The sequence below is a fragment of the Streptomyces sp. NPDC041814 genome (genome assembly GCF_055590565.1).
On record NZ_JBVJAM010000012.1, the window covers coordinates 122330 to 139375 of the forward strand.

Genomic DNA, 17046 nt, shown 5'->3' on the forward strand with positions numbered 1-17046 from the left:
ATGACCGACCAGCAGACTCCCACCCCGATCAACGCACAGGGCGCGCCCCGGCACGACGCCAAGGTCATCAAGGCGCTGACCAGGTTCGCCATCTCGATCTCGGTGCTCAACATTCTCGGCTACACCGTCCTCGGCTTCGAGCAGGCATGGACCTGGCCGTTCGTCGCCCTCGCCACGGCGTACCTCGTGGAGATCGCCCTGGAGGCCGTCAGCGCCCGGGTCGAGGGCCGCAAGGCCCGTTTCCTCGGCGGCGGCCCGCGCGGACTGATGCAGTTCCTGCTCCCCTCGCACATCACCGGCCTCGCCGTGAACATGCTGACGTACGTCAACGACCGGATCTGGGTCATGGTCTTCGGCGTGATCGTCGCCGTCGGCACCAAATGGGTGCTGCGCGCGCCGCTGCGCGGCCGGATGCGCCACTTCATGAACCCGTCGAACTTCGGCATCGCGGTCATCCTGATGCTCTTCCCGTGGGCCAGCATCGCCCCGCCGTACCACTTCACCGAGTACCTCTACGGGCCCGCCGACTGGGTCCTGCCCGGCATCATCATCGTGCTCGGCACCATGCTCAACGCCAAGCTCACCAACCGCATGCCGCTGATCGCCGCCTGGGTCGGCGGGTTCGCCCTCCAGGCCATCGTGCGCGGCCTGATCTTCGGGACCTCCATTCCGGCGGCCCTGGGCATGATGACCGGCACCGCCTTCGTCCTCTTCACCAACTACATGATCACGGACCCGGGCACCTCGCCGTCCAAGCGGACCGCGCAGATCGCCTTCGGCGGCGGAGTCGCCGCGATGTACGGCCTTCTGACGGCCCTGCACATCGCCTACGGCATCTTCTTCGCCACCGCGCTCGTCTGCCTGATCCGCGGCGGCTACCTGTGGTGGATCCACTACACCGCCGACCGGAACACCGCCGCGCAGCCGAAGGGCGGGTCCGAGGTCATCGCCCTGCGCCCCGCACCCGCTGCCGCGTCCCTCGACGGCGTCGCGCCGGGAGAACAGAAGGAGTCGGTGCCCGCATGAGCAACAGGATCGCCATCGTCGGCATGGCGTGCCGGTACCCGGACGCCTCCTCCCCCCGCGAGCTGTGGGACAACGCCGTCGCCGGCCGCCGCGCCTTCCGCAGGCTCCCGGACGAGCGGATGCGCCTGGAGGACTACTACGACCCCGACCCCACCGTCCCCGACCGCTTCTACTCCCGTACGGCGGCGCTCCTGGAGAACTACGAGTTCGACCGCGTCGCCCACCGGACCGCCGGCAGCACCTACCGGTCCACCGACCTCACCCACTGGCTGGCCCTGGACACCGCGGGCCGCGCCCTCGCCGACGCCGGCTTCCCCGACGCGGCCGGGCTGCCCCGCGAGACCACCGGCGTCGTCATCGGCAACACCCTCACCGGCGAGTTCTCCCGCGCCAACGTGATGCGCCTGCGCTGGCCGTACGTACGACGGGTGCTGACCGGGGCGCTCAAGGACCTCGGCTGGGAGGACGAACGGATCGCCGAGTTCGCCGCCGGAATGGAGGAGGACTACAAGCGGCCGTTCCCGCCCACCGACGAGGACACCCTCGCCGGGGGCCTCGCCAACACCATCGCCGGGCGCATCTGTAACCACTTCGACCTCAACGGCGGCGGATACACCGTCGACGGCGCCTGCTCCTCGTCCCTGCTGGCCGTCACGACCGCCAGTGCCTCCCTGCTCAGCGGCGTCACGGACATCGCCGTCGCAGGCGGCGTCGACCTGTCCATCGACCCGTTCGAGGTCATCGGCTTCGCCAAGACCGGTGCCCTCGCACGCGGCGAGATGCGCCTCTACGACCAGGGCTCCAACGGCTTCTGGCCCGGCGAGGGGTGCGGCATGGTCGTCCTCATGCGGGAGGAGGACGCGCTCGCCGGCGGCCACCGCATCTACGCCACCATCGCCGGCTGGGGCATCTCCTCCGACGGCCAGGGCGGCATCACCCGCCCGGAGGTCAGCGGCTACCAGCTCGCCCTGCGGCGCGCCTACGAACAGGCCGGCTTCGGCATCGAGACCGTGCCCCTCTTCGAGGGCCACGGCACCGGCACCGAGGTCGGCGACGCCACCGAACTCACCTCGCTCGGTGAATTCCGCGCCCGGGCGGGCGCCGATCCCGGCTCGGCGGTCATCACCTCCATCAAGGGCATGATCGGCCACACCAAGGCCGCCGCCGGCGTCGCCGGCCTGATCAAGGCGGCGCTCGCCATCGACGCCCGCATGCTTCCGCCCACCATCGGCTGCAGCGACCCGCACGACCTGCTCACCGCCGAGGACGCCAACCTGCGGGCGCTGCGCGCGGCCGAACCCTGGCCCGAGGACGCCCCGCTGCGCGCCGGAGTCACCGCGATGGGCTTCGGCGGCATCAACACCCACATCGTCCTCGACAAGCCCGAGCCGCAGCAGCGCAAGCCGCTCGCCCGCCGCTCACTCGACCTCGCCGGGGCGCTCCAGGACGCCGAGGTCCTGCTCTTCGACGCGGACTCCCCCGGCGAACTGCGCGAACGCCTCACCCGGGCCGCCGACGAGACGATCCGGCTCTCCTACGGCCAGATCACCGACCTCGCCGCCCTCCTCCAGCGCGAACTGCGGGACCTGCCCTGGCGGGCCGCCGCCGTCGTCACCTCACCCGAGGACGCCGAACGGCAGCTGCGCCGCCTGATCGCCGCCGTCGACCAGCGCGACGGACGCGAAACAGCCTTCGCGGCGGACGGGAACACCTTCCTGGGCCACGCCGCCGACGAGCCCCGCATCGGCTTCCTCTTCCCCGGCCAGGGATCGGGCACCAGCACCACCGGCGGAGCCCTCGCCCGCCGCTTCCAGGAGGCCGCCGAGGCGTATGCCACCGCCGCCCTGCCCACCACGGGCGACATGACGGCCACCGAGACGGCCCAGCCGCGCATCGCCACCGGCTCGCTGGCCGGGCTGAAGGTCCTGGACTCCCTCGGCATCGAGGCCGGCCTCGCGGTCGGCCACAGCCTCGGCGAGATATCCGCCCTGCACTGGGCGGGCTCCCTGACCGCCGCCCAGCTCCTGGAGACGGCCCGGGTACGCGGACAGGCCATGGCCGACCACAGCGCCTCGGGCACCATGGCCTCCCTGGCCGCCGGACCCGAGACCGCCGAACGCCTCGCCCAGGGCCTCCCCGTCGTCGTCGCCGGCTACAACGGCCCGGCCCAGACCGTCGTCGCGGGACCGGTCGACGGCGTCGACGCGCTGGCCGCCCGTGCCGCCGAGGAGGGCGTCCCCTGCACCCGGCTGCCGGTCTCGCACGCCTTCCACTCGCCCCTGGTCGCCCCCGCCGCCGAGTCCTTCGGCACCTGGCTGGACGACCGGGCCCACCCGGCCCCCGGACGCCGCGTGATCTCCACGGTCACCGGCGACGAACTCACCCCGGACACCTCCGTCCCGGACCTGCTCCGCCGTCAGATCACCGCCCCCGTCCGGTTCTCCCAGGCCGTGGCCCGGGCGGCCGGTGACACCGACCTGTTCATCGAGGTCGGCCCCGGCCGAGTGCTCTCCGCGCTGGCCGGCAACGCCACGGGCGTCCCCGCCGTCGCCCTGAACACCGACGACGAGTCCGTCCGCTCGCTGCTCCGCGTCGTGGCGGCCGCCTGGGTGAGCGGGGCGCCCGTCGCCCACGAGCGCCTGTTCCGGCACCGGCTCACCCGACCGCTGGAGATCGGCGCCCCGCGCACCTTCCTGTCCAGCCCCTGCGAGCAGGCCCCCCTCCTGGACCTGCCCGCCGTCGCCCCGGCCGCCCCGGCGGAGGACACCGGCGCGGCGGGCGAGGGCGGCGCCGACGCCGGCCGGTCCGTCCTGGAGGTGCTCACCGCCCTGGTGGCCGAGCGCGCCGAACTCCCGGTCGAGCTCGTCGGACCCGAGACCAGCCTCCTGGACGACCTGCACCTCAGCTCCATCACGGTCGGCCAGATCGTCAACCAGGCGGCCACCCAGCTGGGCGTCGCCGCCGCCCGGATGCCCACCAACTTCGCGACCGCCTCCGTACGGCTCCTCGCCGAGGCCCTTGAGGAGCTGGCCGCGACGGCCGACGCGCCGGACGCGGCAGGCCCGGTCGTCACCGGTGCCGCGCCCTGGGCCCGCGCCTTCTCCGTGGCGCCCGAGGAACTGCCGCTGCCCGCCGCCCCGCGCACCGGGGAGGGCACCAGCACCTGGCAGCTGTTCGCGGACGCCGGGGACACCGGGGCCGAGGAGATCCGTACCGCGCTCCAGGCGTCCCCGTACGGGCCGGGCATCCTGATACGGCTGCCCGAGCAGTGCCCCGAGGAGGCCCTTCAGCACGCGCTCGACGGGGCGAAGACGGCCCTCGCCGTCGCCTCCCAGGACGCCGAACTGCGCTGTGTACTCGTCCAGTCGGGGCGCGGCGCCGCCGCCCTCGTCAAGACCCTCGCCCAGGAGGAACCCCGGCTCCGCGTCACCATCGTGCACACGCCGCCCGGCGCGCACCTGGTGGAACGGGTCCTCGCGGAGGTCGCCGCCACCCGCGGTGCCGTCCGGTTCTCCGAGGCCCACTACGGCGAGGACGGCGTGCGCCGGGTGCCGACGCTCCGGGCGCTGCCCGTCCGCGCCGAGCGCAACGACCCGCCGATCGGCGCCTCCGACGTCCTTCTGGTCACCGGGGGCGGCAAGGGCATCTCCGCGGAGTGCGCCCTCGCCATCGCCCGGGACACCGGGGCCGCCCTCGCCGTCATGGGACGGTCCGACGCGGAGGCGGACGCCGAACTCGCCGCGAACCTCGCCCGGATGGCGGACGGCGGCGTGCCCGTGCACTACGCGCGCGCGGACGTCACCGACCCCGCCCAGGTCCGGGCGGCCCTCGCGGAGCTGACCGGACGCCTCGGCCCGGTCACCGGTCTGCTGCACGGTGCGGGGCGCAACGAACCCGCCCCGCTGACCGCGCTGCGGCGCGACGACCTCCGGCGCACCTTCGCGCCCAAGGTCGACGGCCTCCGGCACGTCCTGGACGCGGTAGGCGCGGAGAACCTCAAGCTCCTCGTCACCTTCGGCAGCATCATCGGCCGGGCCGGCCTGCGGGGCGAGGCGCACTACGCCACCGCCAACGAGTGGCTGGCCGACCTCACCGAGAGCGTTGCCCGGGACCACCCGGGGCTGCGGGCCCGGTGCGTGGAGTGGTCCGTCTGGTCCGGCGTCGGCATGGGCGAGAAGCTCTCCGTCGTGGAGACGCTGGCCCGCGAGGGCATCGCCCCCGTCTCGCCCGAGCAGGGCGTGGAGATCCTGCTCCGGCTCATCACGGACCCGGACGCGCCCGTCGTCGCCGTCGTCAGCGGCCGCACCGAAGGCGTCTCCACGGTCCGCCGCCACCAGCCGCCGCTGCCGCTGCTGCGGTTCACCGCCACCCCGCTCATCCGCTACCACGGTGTCGAGCTGATCACCGAGGCGGAACTCAACGTCGGTTCCGACCCCTACCTCGCCGACCACCACCTCGACGGCAACCTGCTGATGCCCGCCGTCATGGGCATGGAGGCCATGACCCAGGTCGCCTTCGCGGTCACCGGCCGGCCCGGCACCCCCGTCCTGGAGGACGTGCGGTTCACCCGGCCGATCGTCGTCCCGCCGGACGGCTCCGCGCACATCCGGATCGCCGCCACCGTCACCGGACCCGACACCGTCGACGTCGCCGTCTTCACCAAGGAGACCGGTTACGCCGCCGAGCACTTCCGGGCCCGCGTGGTCTACACGACGGCCCCGCCGGCGGAAGGACTGCCCGACGTCAGCACCGCGCCGCTCGACCCGGTGCCGCTCGACCCGGACGCCGACCTGTACGGGAGCGTGCTCTTCCAGGGCCCCCGCTTCCAGCGGCTGCGCCGCTACCACCGCGCCGCCGCCCGGGACGTCGACGCCGACCTCACCCTGGCGGGCACCGGCGGCTGGTTCGCGGGCTACCTCCCCGCGACCCTGCTGCTCGCCGACCCCGGCATGCGCGACGCGCTCATGCACGGCAACCAGGTCTGTGTCCCGGACGCCACCCTGCTGCCGTCCGGCATCGAACGCCTGACGCCGCTGACCGCCGACGGGCTGCCCGGCGACCCCGACGAACTGCGCTACTGCGCCACCGAACGTTCCCGGGACGGTGACACGTACATCTACGACATCGCCGTACGCACCCCGGACGGCACCGTGGTCGAGCGGTGGGAGGGGCTCACCCTGCACGCCGTACGCAAGAACGACGGTTCGGGGCCCTGGCCGCCGGCGCTCCTCGGTTCCTACCTGGAACGGTCGCTGGAGGACGTCCTCGGGGCGAGCATCGCTGTCGTGGTCGAACCCGACCCGGACGACGACACCGACGCCCCCGGGCACGGAGCGGTGGCGACCAGGACCAAGAAGGTGACCCGGAGCCGCCGGGCCGCCACCCTCACCGCCGTGCAGCGCGCGCTGGGCGCACCCGCCAAGCTGCGCTACCGGCCCGACGGCAAGCCCGAACTCGCTTCCGGGCAGCACGTGTCCGCCGCCCACGGCATGAACCTCACCCTGGCGACCGTGTCCGACACCGCCGTCGCGTGTGACGTCGAGCCGGTCTGCGTACGCACGCAGCAGGACTGGACGGACCTCCTGGGCGACCACGCCCCGTTGGCCGCCCTGGTCGCGCGCACGACCGGCGAGGCCCCGGACACCGCGGCCACCCGGGTGTGGAGCGTGGTGGAGTGCCTGAAGAAGGCCGGACACCTCACCAGCACGTCCCTGTCCCTGCTCCCGCGGACCAAGGACAACTGGGTGCTCTTCAAGAGCGGGGACCTGGAGATCGCCACCTTCGTCACCGCGCTGCGCACCTCGCTGGAACCCGCCGTCTTCGCCGTCCTGGCGGGGCCGGGGAAGGGGGTCGAGGGCCGTGGGTGAGACGTACGAATACCACTTCACGGCCACCGGGACGGAGGCCGAGAGCGAGGCCGACGGCTCCTACCTCGGCTGCCTCCTGCGCCAGCAGCAGTGCCGCGAACTGACCCTGGCACAGGCCGCGGTCGCCGCCGAACCCCTCGGCACCCGCGAGATGGACTGCGAGGCCCGGACCGAGACCGAGCCCGGTGACGCCGTGCTCGTCCGGGTCCGGGTCACCGGCACCGCGCCCGGAGAACTGGAGCTGACGTACCACCAGTACAAGCAGGGGGCGCACGGCGAGGAGATCCTGGTCGCCCGCGGCCGGGAACGCATCGCCAGGATCAGCCCGTCCATCCTCTCGACACCGGCTGGGAGCTCCGCATGAGCCTGGTAACCACCCGCACCGCCGAGGACGTCGACATCACCGACACCCGCCAACTGCGCGGCGCCTTCGGGGCCTTCGCCACCGGGGTGACCGTCGTCACCGTCGGCGGCCGCGCCTGGCGGGGCATGACCGCCAACTCGTTCACCGCGCTCTCCCTCGACCCCCCGCTCGTGCTGGTCTGCGTCGGCAAGGAGGCCGTCATGCACGGCAGCCTCACCGGCGCGGAGGACTTCTCGGTCTCCGTACTGGCGGCCGGGCAGGAGGACATCGCCCGGCACTTCGCGGACCCCACCCGGCCCGCGGGGCTCAGCCAGTTCGCCACGGTCGGCTGGGAGCCGGGCCGGGCCACCGACGCCCCGCTGATCGCCGGGGCCGACGCGCACTTCGAGTGCGTGCGCCAGGAGGTCCACGACGGCGGTGACCACACCATCTTCATCGGGCGGGTCGTCGCCGCGCGCAAGCAGGCCCCGGCCGCCGACACCATGGTCTTCCGGGGCGGGCGCTTCCGGGGCCTGGCCGAAGAACGCGAGGCGGCATGACCGCCCGGCCGGCCGAACCGCCGGTCTCCGCGCTCCCGGGACTGCTGCGCAAGCTCGCCACGGACCGCCTCGGCCTGATGCGGGACGCGGCGGCCCTGGGCGACGCGGTCCGCGTCGCCATCGGCCCGAAGAAGCTGTACATCTTCAACCATCCCGACTACGCCAAACACGTCCTGGCCGACAACAGCGACAACTACCACAAGGGCATCGGCCTGGTGCAGGCCCGCCGTGCCCTCGGCGACGGCCTGCTGACCAGCGAGGGCCCCGTCTGGCGCAAGCAACGGCGGACCGTCCAGCCGGCCTTCAAGCCGGCCCGGATCGCCCAGCAGGCCGAGACCGTGGCCGAGGAGGCGGAGAAGTTCGTCGCACTCCTCGCCCAGCACGAGGGCGCGGCCCCCGTGAACATCATGCACATGGTCACCCAGCTGACCCTGGGCGTCCTCGGCCGCACCCTCCTGGACACCGGCCTGGACGGCTACGGCGAAGTGGCCCACGCCTTCGAGGCGGTGCAGGACCAGGCCATGTTCGACATGGTGACGATGGACAAGGTGCCCGCGTGGCTGCCGCTGCCCCGGCAGCGCCGGTTCCGCACCGCCCGCCGCGAACTGCACCGGATCGCGGATGCCCTGATCGCCGACCGGCGCGGCCGGATGAGCGGGGGAGCGGCGCCCGACGACGCGCTGGCCAGGATGATCCTGGCGGCGGCCGAGGCGGAGAGCGTCGAGGGCGCCCCGGAGCAGCTGCGCGACGAGCTGGTGACCCTGCTGCTCGCCGGGCACGAGACGACCGCCAGCACCCTGGGATGGACCTTCCACCTGCTCGACCGCCACCCCGAGGTACGGGAGAAGGTCCGCCAGGAGGCCCTGGAGATCCTGGGCGACCGCGCCCCGGTCCTGGACGACCTGCACCGGCTGTCCTACACCACCATGGTCATCCAGGAGGTCATGCGCCTCTACCCGCCGGTCTGGGTGCTGCCCCGCATCGCCCAGCAGGCGGACGACGTCGGCGGATACGAGGTGTCGGCCGGGGCGGACGTCCTGATCAGCCCGTACATCCTGCACCGGCACCCCGGGCTGTGGACGGACCCCGAACGGTTCGACCCGGAGCGGTTCGACCCCCAGCGGGTCGCCCACCGGCCGCGCTACGCGTACATCCCGTTCGGGGCCGGGCCGCGGTACTGCGTGGGCAGCAACCTCGGGATGATGGAGGCGGTGTTCGTCACGGCCCTGGTCACCCGGGACCTGACGCTCGACTCCGTCCCGGGGCACAAGCCCCTCCCGGAGGCCATGCTCTCGCTGCGCATGGCGGACGGGCTGCCGATGACGGTCGGCCGGAACCGCTGACGCCGCCGGTCGCGGCGCACGAAGGGGCCGGCGGTGCGAATCCCCCTCGCACCGCCGGCCCCTTCGTGCGTCCCGGGGCCTCTCAGGCGGCGACCGGGGTGCGCAGGTCCTGGCCCGAAAGGGCGACGAGGATGGGCGGGTCCAGCGGATCGGCCGGGCGCAGCACGATGTCGGCGGGCAGCACGGCGACCCCCGGCTGCACGGTGACCGGCCCGTACCGGCCGACGCTGAGGGTGTCCGGCGCGTACCCGCCCTGGCCGGCGGGGAGCGGAGTGCCGTACGGGACCGAGTAGGCCAGCACGTGCCAGGTGCCGGGCGGCACGTCGTGCAGCTGGAAGGGGCCGGGGCCGTCCATGACGGTGTGCCGGACGGGGCGGCCCTGAAGGATCGCGCTGGGAAAGAGCCCGATGAAGACCTGGCCCAGGGCCCGGTCGCCGGGCAGCACCACCCGCCCTCGGATGGCGAGCGGCGCGGGGCCGTCGTCGGCGGCGCGGACGGGGGCGGGACCGAGCGCCGACACATCGCCGCCGCTCTCCCGGTACATGCTCGGCGACACGCCCACACAGGTCTTGAACCGGGTGCTGAACGTCCCGACGCTGTTGTAGCCGACCCGGCTGCTCACGTCCGCGACGCTCATGTCGGTGGAGACGAGAAGATTCTTCGCCTCCTGAATCCGGAGCGCGGAGAGGAACCGCCGCGGTGACGTTCCCGTGGTGAGCCGGAAGATCCGGGTGAAATGGAATTTGCTGAACATGGCGATGCGTGCCATGTCATCGATCGTGAGTTCCTGATCGAGACGTTCGTGCATTTCTTCGACGACGCGAAGAATCGCCTGGTTGACCGAGGGGGAAGTCACAAGAGATCCCTTCTGCCTGACTTCGAACGGGTCGCGATCCGCATGTTCAGCGGCCGGTATGCATTTCATTCGCGAATCGGCGCCATGAATCCGAGCACTTCATCGCCACATCGGCGATCGCCTGTCGGCTGTGCGCCGGGATGGCGGGTATCTGGCGCCGCCACGCCTCGTCGGTGAGGAAATGAGCGTGCAGCCACCGGACGAAGTCGCGCCCGGAATCGGTCTGCCGCAGCGCCGGGTCGCCGGCCAGGCTCCGCAGGATGTCCAGTGCGTCCCGGGTCGTCACGGTGCGGCCCCCGCCGGACGGTGTGCGGCGGACGGGTTCCGCGCGCCGCGGGCTTTCCGTGTCGCGGGCCGGGCGCACCGCGGAACGGGGTCCCGGCTGGGGCGCCGGGTCCTCACCGCGCAGCAGCCGCTGCCGTACGTCGTGGGCGGTGCCCAGGGAGAGTCCGGTGCGCTCGGCCACCATGCGCAGGGTCAGGCCCGGGCGCAGCGTGATGAGTTCGGCGGCCTGCCGGCGCTCGGTGGTGCGGTCCAGCGGATGGGCCTTGCCGTCACGCCCGACACGCGTGTTCAGCTGCGGAGAATCCACGGTTGAACGGTGCCGGACCGCGGCCACCGTCTTCGCGTCGAGCCCGGTGTAGATGCCGATGCTCCGGTCCGACATGGCGGGGAACGACCGCAGTATCCGTTCCGCTGCGGCCTTGCGGTCGGCGGTCGAGAGCGGCAGCCCGTGCGCGATGTTCCGGGCGACGGACTGGATGAACGCCTCCTCGTCGGCGCCGTCGAAGAACTGCGCCCGCAGCACCTCGTGCCCGAGGATCTCGGCGGCCCGCAGCCGGTGCATCCCGTCGATGACCCGCATCGTCGGACGCTGCACCAGAACCGGCGGCAGCGACTCGTACACCTCGGCGAGCCGCCGGGCGTGCGCCTCGTCGATCCCGTCCAGACGCGGTGAGCGGCCGGGTGTCAGATCGCTGATGCGCACCGGCTGCGTGAAATGGGCGGGTAGCTCCGTCTGTTCCTCGGCAGAACCGCTCATGGGTGCTCCTGGAAGTGGGGGTGAAATGTTCCCGACGTGGAGAGGTGGAACGATTTCCGACGCGTCGTGCGATCCGGTTCCGCTGTTCGAAGAGCGATTCGAAGTCTACCGGCTGGCTGGTTTTATCGAGCGGCCCGGAACGGCCCCGATGAGACTTCGGTTAGTTGCTTCGTGGAACTCGGTCGTTTCTTGAACAGACTCACCCGTTGCTTGAACTCGCCCCGCTCGCATAGCTTCCTCGGCATGCCGCACGGCATTCCGATTGTCCGGAGAGGGAGAGTTGATGACGGATGGGACCGGCCGGCCGTCGGCCGACAGCGCACAACTGACCCTGGAAGCATTCGCGGACACCATAATCCCCGGTGAGAAGCGCGGTCCCGAGGACCGTGCGGTGGCCGGCGCGGCCACCGGCGGCGGAGCCGTCGCGGCCGGCGCGCTGGACCTCCTGCGCTGGGACGCCACCGGAATGTCGGAGGGCGTGGACGGCCTCGCGGAACTCCTGGACGAGCACGCCCGTGGCTACGCCGGGCAGCACGACCTGGAGCTCGACGCGACGGTCCCGCCCTTCGTGGCCCTCGACTTCGAGCACCGCACCGAACTGGTCAAGCGGCTGACGGCCACCGGACACCCCGAGCGCGAGTTCTGGATCCTGCTGGCCCTCTTCTCCAACATGTCCTTCGACTCGGCCGCCCACCTGCACACGGCGGAGGCCCTGGCCGCGAACCACCCCGGTCTCGCCGCCCTCGGCATCACCCCGCCCGGCGCGGACGGTTTCTGGAGCTTCGCGAAGCCCGGTTACGGACGCCCGCTGGCCCGCCTGCACCCCGACACGACACCCTCCGGGAGCCCGGCATGACGAACCCCGCGGAGAGCCCTGCGGAAAGCACCGACGTCCTGGTGATCGGCAGCGGCTTCGGAGGCGCCATCACCGCCTACCACCTCGCGGCCGGCGGTGCCTCCGTCACCGTGCTGGAACGAGGACCCTGGCTGACCAGCGAGGACTTCGAGCACGACTACAAGCTCGGCTCCTCCTACACCCGGGCCTTCGACTTCGTCGTCGGTGACGGCATGAGCGTCCTCGGCGGCAACTGCGTCGGCGGCGGCAGCGTCGTCTACTTCGCGGCGATGCCCCGCGCACCCCGCTTCGTCTTCGAGCGTAAGGGCAGCATCGGCCGCCGCATGTGGCCGAAGGCCATCGACCGCGACACCCTCGACCCCTGGTACGACCGTGTCGCCCAGGCGCTGTCCGTCACCCGGCAGGACTGGGACGACGTCAGCTACGCCGGCGGCCTGTGGGCGGCCGCGTGCGACCACTCCGGCCGCACCGCCAACCCGCTGCCGACCGCCGTGGACGGCTCCCGGTGCACCAACTGCAACTGGATGATGGCCGGCTGCCGCTACGAGGCGAAGCAGTCCCTCCTCCTCAACTACCTGCCCGCCGCCGTCTCCCACGGCGCCGTGATCCGGCCACTCCACGAGGTCCAGCGCATCACCCGGACCGCCGAGGGCGACTACCGCGTCCACTACGACGTCATCGACGCCGAGGACTACCGGGTCCGCACCGGAAGCGGCGTCATCGAGGCGAAGATCGTGGTCATCGCCGCCGGCGCGGGCGCCACGCCCGTCATCCTCCAGCGCAGCGAGCAGGACCTCGGCACCATGCCGCACGCGGTGGGGCGCTACTTCTCCGGCAACGGGGAACGCCTCAACACGGCGATCATCGACGAGGACAAGGCCGCCGAGCTGCTGAAGCTCGACCGGGGCGATGGCACCGCCTACGCCGTCAACCAGATCGGCAAGGGCCCCACCGTCGCCAACTGGGACCGGCTCGACGGATCGCTCCCCGAGTTCTCCCGCTACTCGCTGGAACAGCTCTACTTCCCGCCCGGCCTGGGCACGATCCTCGCCCAGGTGCCGGGAGAAGCCGCCCCCTCCTGGTTCGGCAAGGCCAAGAAGGAGATCCTCAAGCGCTGGCAGTCCTGGCTGACCATCTTCACCATGATCGAGGACAACAACGAAGGCGTCTTCGGTCCGCCGCCCGCCACCGGGAACGCGCACCGCATCTCGCAGCAGATGCTGGGCCGCGGCAGCCTCCGTTACGCCCCCACCACCAGCACCGTCGAGGCGTGGGCGAAGTCGGACGCCGAGGTCAAGGAGATCCTGGAGAAGGACGGCCTGTCCCAGGTCATGCCCTGGACCAACGACCTGGTCGGCGCCTATACGGTGCACCCCCTGGCCTCCTGCCGGATGGGGGACGACCCGCACACCTCCGCCCTCGACGACCGCAACGAACTCCGCGGCCACCCCGGCATCTTCGTCACCGACGGCTCGGCCGTCCCCGGCGCGCTCACGGTGAACCCGGCCATGACCATCGCGGCCATCGCCGAACGAGCGGTCCCGGGCATCGTGCGCGCCGCCCAGGACAAGGGGGTCCGCGTCAGCTACCGGGGAACGCTCCCCGCCGCCGTACGCGACAGCCGGTCCAGGACCCTGACCGTGATCCCCTCACCGTCCGTACCCGCGCCCGCGCCCACGACGTCGCCCGTCGCCGGATAGCCGCGCGCCCCCGCCCGGGCCAGGGGCCCGGGCGGCCACTCATCGCCGGAAAGTTGCTTCACGAAACCCGCGTCACCGAGCAGGAAGAGGAAAGACCATGAGCGCCTACTTCGAGTACCTCCACACCGTTTCCTTCGAGGAGACCAACCTCGTCGGCAACGTGTACTACGTGAACTACCTGCGCTGGCAGGGACGGTGCCGTGAGATGTTCCTGAAGCAGGAGGCGCCGGCCGTCCTGGCCGAGGTCCAGGACGACCTGAAGCTCTTCACCCTCAAGGTCGACTGCGAGTTCTTCGCGGAGATCACCGCCTTCGACGAGCTGTCCATCCGGATGCGCCTGGCGGAGCTCGGGCAGACCCAGCTGGAGTTCACCTTCGACTACGTGCGGCTCGCCGAGGACGGCGGCGAGACCCTGGTCGCCCGCGGCCGCCAGCGGATCGCCTGCATGCGCGGCCCCAACACCGCGACCGTCCCCTCGCTCGTCCCGGACTCCCTGGTCCAGGCCCTCGCGCCGTACTCCGGCGCCGCGCTCGCCGCCTGACGCCCCGTCGTCGTACGGCCCACGCACGCCCAGTGGGTTGCTTCACGCAACCCCATCGAGTTGCTTCACACAACCCACCCCAGGAGACACCCCATGGCCACGCTGCAGGACACCCTCAAGGACCTCTCGATCGATGCCGAGGAGACCATCCGCCTCGTGGAGAACCTGGACGACGCCGCCTGGCGGACGCCCACCCCCGCCACCGGCTGGACGATCGCCGACCAGATCGCCCACCTGACCTTCATCTTCCAGCTGGCCAGGACCGCGGCCGCCGACCCGCAGACCTTCGAGAAGATCGCCGCCGGTGCGGCGGGCGACTTCAACGGGGCGGTCAACGCGGCGCTCCGCGGCTTCGACCACCTCACCCCGGCCCAGCTGCTCGGCGCCTTCACCGCCGAGAGCGAGGCGTGCGTGCGGGCCCTGGCCGCCGTGCCGGAGGACTCCATCGTCCCCTGGCTCGTCAACCCGCTCCCCCCGAGGATCCTCACCTGCGCCGGGATCATGGAGGTCTTCGGGCACGGCCAGGACATCGCCGACGCCCTCGGGGTGCGCCGCGAGCCCAGCGACCGGTTGCGCCACCTGGCCGAGTTCGCCTGGCTGACCCGCGACTTCGGCTACCTCTCGCGCGGCCTGACGCCGCCGGCCGAGCCGTTCCGCTTCGAGCTGACGGCCCCCTCCGGGGAGCACTGGAGCATCGGCCCGGCCGACGCCGAGGAGACCATCACCGGCCCCGCCCACGACTTCTGCCTGCTGGTCACCCGGCGCCGCCACCCCGACGACCTCGCGCTGTCCGCGAGCGGCGACCGGGCGACCGAGTGGCTGGGCCTGGCCCAGGCGTACCGCGGACCGGCCGGTGAGGGCCGCCGTCCGGGCCAGTTCGCGGCCCACAGCCACTGACCCGGCACCCGACGGACCCCCGGCGCCCGCCATGACCGCCCCGGCCCCGCACGACGTCACCGTGATCGGCTGCGGGACGCTCGGCACCTCCATCGCCCTGGCCCTGACCCGGGCCGGCAGCAGCGTCGCGCTCGCCGACGAGGACCCGCGCGCCCTCGCCAGGGCCGTGTTCCGGGGCGCGGGCACGGCCCTGGAGCCCGACAGCCTCCCGGCCGGACTCGTCGTCGTCGCCACCCCGACCGCCGCCGTGCTCGACACCTTGTACGAGGCGCAGGCGGCCGGTCTCGGCCGCGCCTACACCGACCTCACCGCCGGGGACCACGGCATCTGGGACGAAGCCCGCCTGCGCGGCTGCGACCTGCGCGGCTACGTCCCCGGCCGCCCCCGCCTCCCCGTCCGGCCGCGCGGACCGGCCGCCGGGCTCCTCGCGGGCCGCACATGGACCGTGTGCCCCTACCCCCTGGTCGAACCGGACGCCCTCGACGCCGTCGACCGCCTCGTCCGCACCTGCGGCGCCCACCGCGACGACGTGCCCCCGGGCCGCCGGGCCCGATCCCCGATCTCCGAAAGAGGAAGACGATGACCACGCTCACCCAGCAGACGTCCGGCCAGCAGCCCGAAGCCCTCTCCGCGCCCCAGGTGCTGTGGAACTCGGGGGACGAGGGCGACGAGGCCGGATTCTTCAGCCACCGTTTCACCATGGCGGGCAGCTGGCGGATCACCGGTCCGCTGGACACCGCGGACCTCCAATGGGCCCTGGACCGGCTCGTGGTCCGGCACACCATCCTGCGTACCGTCGTCAAGCGCGACAAGGACACCCCGACCCAGGAGGTCGTGCCCGCCCGGTCCGTCCCCCTGCTGGTCGACCACCTCGCCGTGGCGGCGGGGCCGGACCGGGACGCCGCCGCCGAGCGGCTGCGCAACGAGGCCGAGACCGGGAGCCTCGACCCCCGCACCGTGCCGCTGCTCCGCGCCCGCCTGGTCCGCTTCGACGCCGAGGACGCCGTCCTGAGCCTCGTCACGCACCACACCGCGGGGGACGAGTGGTCGATGCAGGTGCTCCTGCGCGACCTGGCCGAACTGATCCGCGCCCACGCCGAGGACCGGCCCGCCGCCCTGCCCGAGGCCGTCCAGTACACCGACTTCACCCACGACGAGCTCACCCGCGAGAACGCGCCCCGCACCGAGGAGTCCCGCGCCTACTGGCGTGCGAAGCTGGCCGACGCCCGCGTCTTCGCGCTCCCCACCGACCGCGAGGTCCCGCACGTCCACTCCGCGCCCTACTCGGCGCACAACTTCCTGCTCGACGCCGCCACCGTGACCGGGGCCCGTGAGCTGGCCGCGCAGGCGGGGACCCCCGTCTCCACCGTCTACCTGGCGGCGTTCAACCTGCTGGCCCACCGGATCAACGGCACGACCGACCCGGTCATCGACACGCTCACCACCGTGCGCCCCGACCCCCGCCACCAGGGCATCGTCGGCCCGCTCATGGACTTCCTCGCGCTGCGCACCGGCCTCGCAGGCCGCGACACCTTCCGCGACGTCCTGGAAGCCACCGCCCGGACCTGCCGCGAGGGGCACGAGAACGCGGTCCCCATCCAGCACGTCGAGGACATGCTGCCCGAGCTGATGTCGCCCAACGACGAGCCCCGCAGGACCAACCTCATCTTCGGCGCCTTCGCCCCGCCCTTCGAACCGGACGCCACCCGGATCGCCGACGCCACGGAAGAGGTGCCCAAGCCGGCCGGCCTGACCCCGGAGGGCGCCTGGATTCCGCACGGCGTCGCCTGGACCGTGCACGCCCTGGCCACCGGCGAACTGGGCGGGCACATCCAGTTCAACACCGAGGAGCTGGACCCGGAGACCGTCGCCGGCTGGGCCGGGACCTACGCCGCCCTGGTCGAAGCGGCCGTACGCGAACCGGACCGGGCCTGGAACAGCCTCGGCTGAGCGGAACGACCGGGGCGGGTGGGGTACGGGAAACTTCCCGCACCCCACCCGCCCCGGTCGTTCCG

At 72.6% G+C, this 17046-nt stretch carries 13 protein-coding genes; 11 read left to right on the forward strand and 2 right to left on the reverse strand.

The features are described 5' to 3' along the window. The 5 genes from ACZ6C6_RS27660 to ACZ6C6_RS27680 are packed head-to-tail and all read left to right on the forward strand — an operon-like array spanning position 1 to position 9139. Positions 1-1026 carry an enediyne biosynthesis protein gene (locus ACZ6C6_RS27660; RefSeq protein WP_469206367.1) on the forward strand — a complete coding sequence of 342 codons (1026 nt, stop codon included), beginning with the start codon at positions 1-3 and terminating at the stop codon, positions 1024-1026. Further along, positions 1023-6893 (forward strand): type I polyketide synthase, encoded by a 5871-nt coding sequence (locus tag ACZ6C6_RS27665; RefSeq protein WP_469206369.1) that lies wholly within the window; start codon positions 1023-1025, stop codon positions 6891-6893. Before ACZ6C6_RS27660 ends, ACZ6C6_RS27665 begins: the two co-directional genes overlap by 4 nt. Next, on the forward strand, positions 6886-7257 hold the full coding sequence (locus tag ACZ6C6_RS27670; RefSeq protein WP_469206370.1) for a hypothetical protein: 372 nt from the start codon (positions 6886-6888) through the stop codon (positions 7255-7257). Before ACZ6C6_RS27665 ends, ACZ6C6_RS27670 begins: the two co-directional genes overlap by 8 nt. Next, entirely contained in the window at positions 7254-7796 is a 543-nt protein-coding gene (locus ACZ6C6_RS27675) for a flavin reductase family protein (RefSeq protein ID WP_469206372.1), read from the forward strand. The genes ACZ6C6_RS27670 and ACZ6C6_RS27675 overlap by 4 nt, the downstream gene beginning before the upstream one ends. Further along, positions 7793-9139 carry a cytochrome P450 gene (locus ACZ6C6_RS27680; RefSeq protein ID WP_469206374.1) on the forward strand — a complete coding sequence of 449 codons (1347 nt, stop codon included), beginning with the start codon at positions 7793-7795 and terminating at the stop codon, positions 9137-9139. The genes ACZ6C6_RS27675 and ACZ6C6_RS27680 overlap by 4 nt, the downstream gene beginning before the upstream one ends. Before the next feature lie 82 nt (positions 9140-9221). Here ACZ6C6_RS27680 and ACZ6C6_RS27685 read toward each other — a convergent pair whose 3' ends face one another. Both ACZ6C6_RS27685 and ACZ6C6_RS27690 read right to left on the reverse strand, forming a co-directional pair. After that, the gene (locus ACZ6C6_RS27685; RefSeq protein ID WP_469206550.1) at positions 9222-9947 is read right to left on the reverse strand and encodes a helix-turn-helix domain-containing protein; all 726 of its coding nucleotides are present in this window, start codon (positions 9945-9947) and stop codon (positions 9222-9224) included. 94 nt (positions 9948-10041) lie between these two features. Next, entirely contained in the window at positions 10042-11037 is a 996-nt protein-coding gene (locus ACZ6C6_RS27690) for a ParB/RepB/Spo0J family partition protein (protein WP_469206376.1), read from the reverse strand. A gap of 283 nt (positions 11038-11320) precedes the next feature. Between ACZ6C6_RS27690 and ACZ6C6_RS27695 the strand changes: the two genes are divergently transcribed. The 6 genes from ACZ6C6_RS27695 (at position 11321) to ACZ6C6_RS27720 (ending at position 16981) form a co-directional block, all read left to right on the forward strand. Beyond that, on the forward strand, positions 11321-11893 hold the full coding sequence (locus ACZ6C6_RS27695) for a DUF5987 family protein (RefSeq protein ID WP_469206378.1): 573 nt from the start codon (positions 11321-11323) through the stop codon (positions 11891-11893). Next, positions 11890-13593, forward strand: a complete 1704-nt coding sequence (locus ACZ6C6_RS27700; protein ID WP_469206380.1) for an FAD-dependent oxidoreductase — start codon at positions 11890-11892, stop codon at positions 13591-13593. The genes ACZ6C6_RS27695 and ACZ6C6_RS27700 overlap by 4 nt, the downstream gene beginning before the upstream one ends. Positions 13594-13690: 97 nt before the next feature. Further along, entirely contained in the window at positions 13691-14134 is a 444-nt protein-coding gene (locus ACZ6C6_RS27705) for an acyl-CoA thioesterase (RefSeq protein ID WP_469206382.1), read from the forward strand. A 93-nt stretch (positions 14135-14227) separates the two neighbouring features. Then, positions 14228-15031: a TIGR03084 family metal-binding protein gene (locus tag ACZ6C6_RS27710; RefSeq protein ID WP_469206384.1), complete on the forward strand. Its 804-nt coding sequence runs from the start codon at positions 14228-14230 to the stop codon at positions 15029-15031. A 31-nt stretch (positions 15032-15062) separates the two neighbouring features. Then, positions 15063-15614, forward strand: coding sequence for a prephenate dehydrogenase/arogenate dehydrogenase family protein (locus ACZ6C6_RS27715; RefSeq protein WP_469206386.1), 552 nt, complete (start codon positions 15063-15065; stop codon positions 15612-15614). Then, positions 15611-16981 carry a condensation domain-containing protein gene (locus ACZ6C6_RS27720; RefSeq protein ID WP_469206388.1) on the forward strand — a complete coding sequence of 457 codons (1371 nt, stop codon included), beginning with the start codon at positions 15611-15613 and terminating at the stop codon, positions 16979-16981. Before ACZ6C6_RS27715 ends, ACZ6C6_RS27720 begins: the two co-directional genes overlap by 4 nt. The last annotated feature ends 65 nt before the right edge of the window (positions 16982-17046 follow it).

Excerpts from the sequence above, each read along its gene's own strand:
- ACZ6C6_RS27685 (WP_469206550.1), bottom strand. The coding sequence starts at position 9,947 with ATGCACGAACGTCTCGATCAGGAACTCACGATCGATGACATGGCACGC.
- ACZ6C6_RS27695 (WP_469206378.1), top strand. The coding sequence starts at position 11,321 with ATGACGGATGGGACCGGCCGGCCGTCGGCCGACAGCGCACAACTGACC.
- ACZ6C6_RS27675 (WP_469206372.1), top strand. The coding sequence starts at position 7,254 with ATGAGCCTGGTAACCACCCGCACCGCCGAGGACGTCGACATCACCGAC.
- ACZ6C6_RS27665 (WP_469206369.1), top strand. The coding sequence starts at position 1,023 with ATGAGCAACAGGATCGCCATCGTCGGCATGGCGTGCCGGTACCCGGAC.
- ACZ6C6_RS27715 (WP_469206386.1), top strand. The coding sequence starts at position 15,063 with ATGACCGCCCCGGCCCCGCACGACGTCACCGTGATCGGCTGCGGGACG.
- ACZ6C6_RS27705 (WP_469206382.1), top strand. The coding sequence starts at position 13,691 with ATGAGCGCCTACTTCGAGTACCTCCACACCGTTTCCTTCGAGGAGACC.
- ACZ6C6_RS27710 (WP_469206384.1), top strand. The coding sequence starts at position 14,228 with ATGGCCACGCTGCAGGACACCCTCAAGGACCTCTCGATCGATGCCGAG.
- ACZ6C6_RS27680 (WP_469206374.1), top strand. The coding sequence starts at position 7,793 with ATGACCGCCCGGCCGGCCGAACCGCCGGTCTCCGCGCTCCCGGGACTG.
- ACZ6C6_RS27660 (WP_469206367.1), top strand. The coding sequence starts at position 1 with ATGACCGACCAGCAGACTCCCACCCCGATCAACGCACAGGGCGCGCCC.
- ACZ6C6_RS27720 (WP_469206388.1), top strand. The coding sequence starts at position 15,611 with ATGACCACGCTCACCCAGCAGACGTCCGGCCAGCAGCCCGAAGCCCTC.
- ACZ6C6_RS27700 (WP_469206380.1), top strand. The coding sequence starts at position 11,890 with ATGACGAACCCCGCGGAGAGCCCTGCGGAAAGCACCGACGTCCTGGTG.
- ACZ6C6_RS27690 (WP_469206376.1), bottom strand. The coding sequence starts at position 11,037 with ATGAGCGGTTCTGCCGAGGAACAGACGGAGCTACCCGCCCATTTCACG.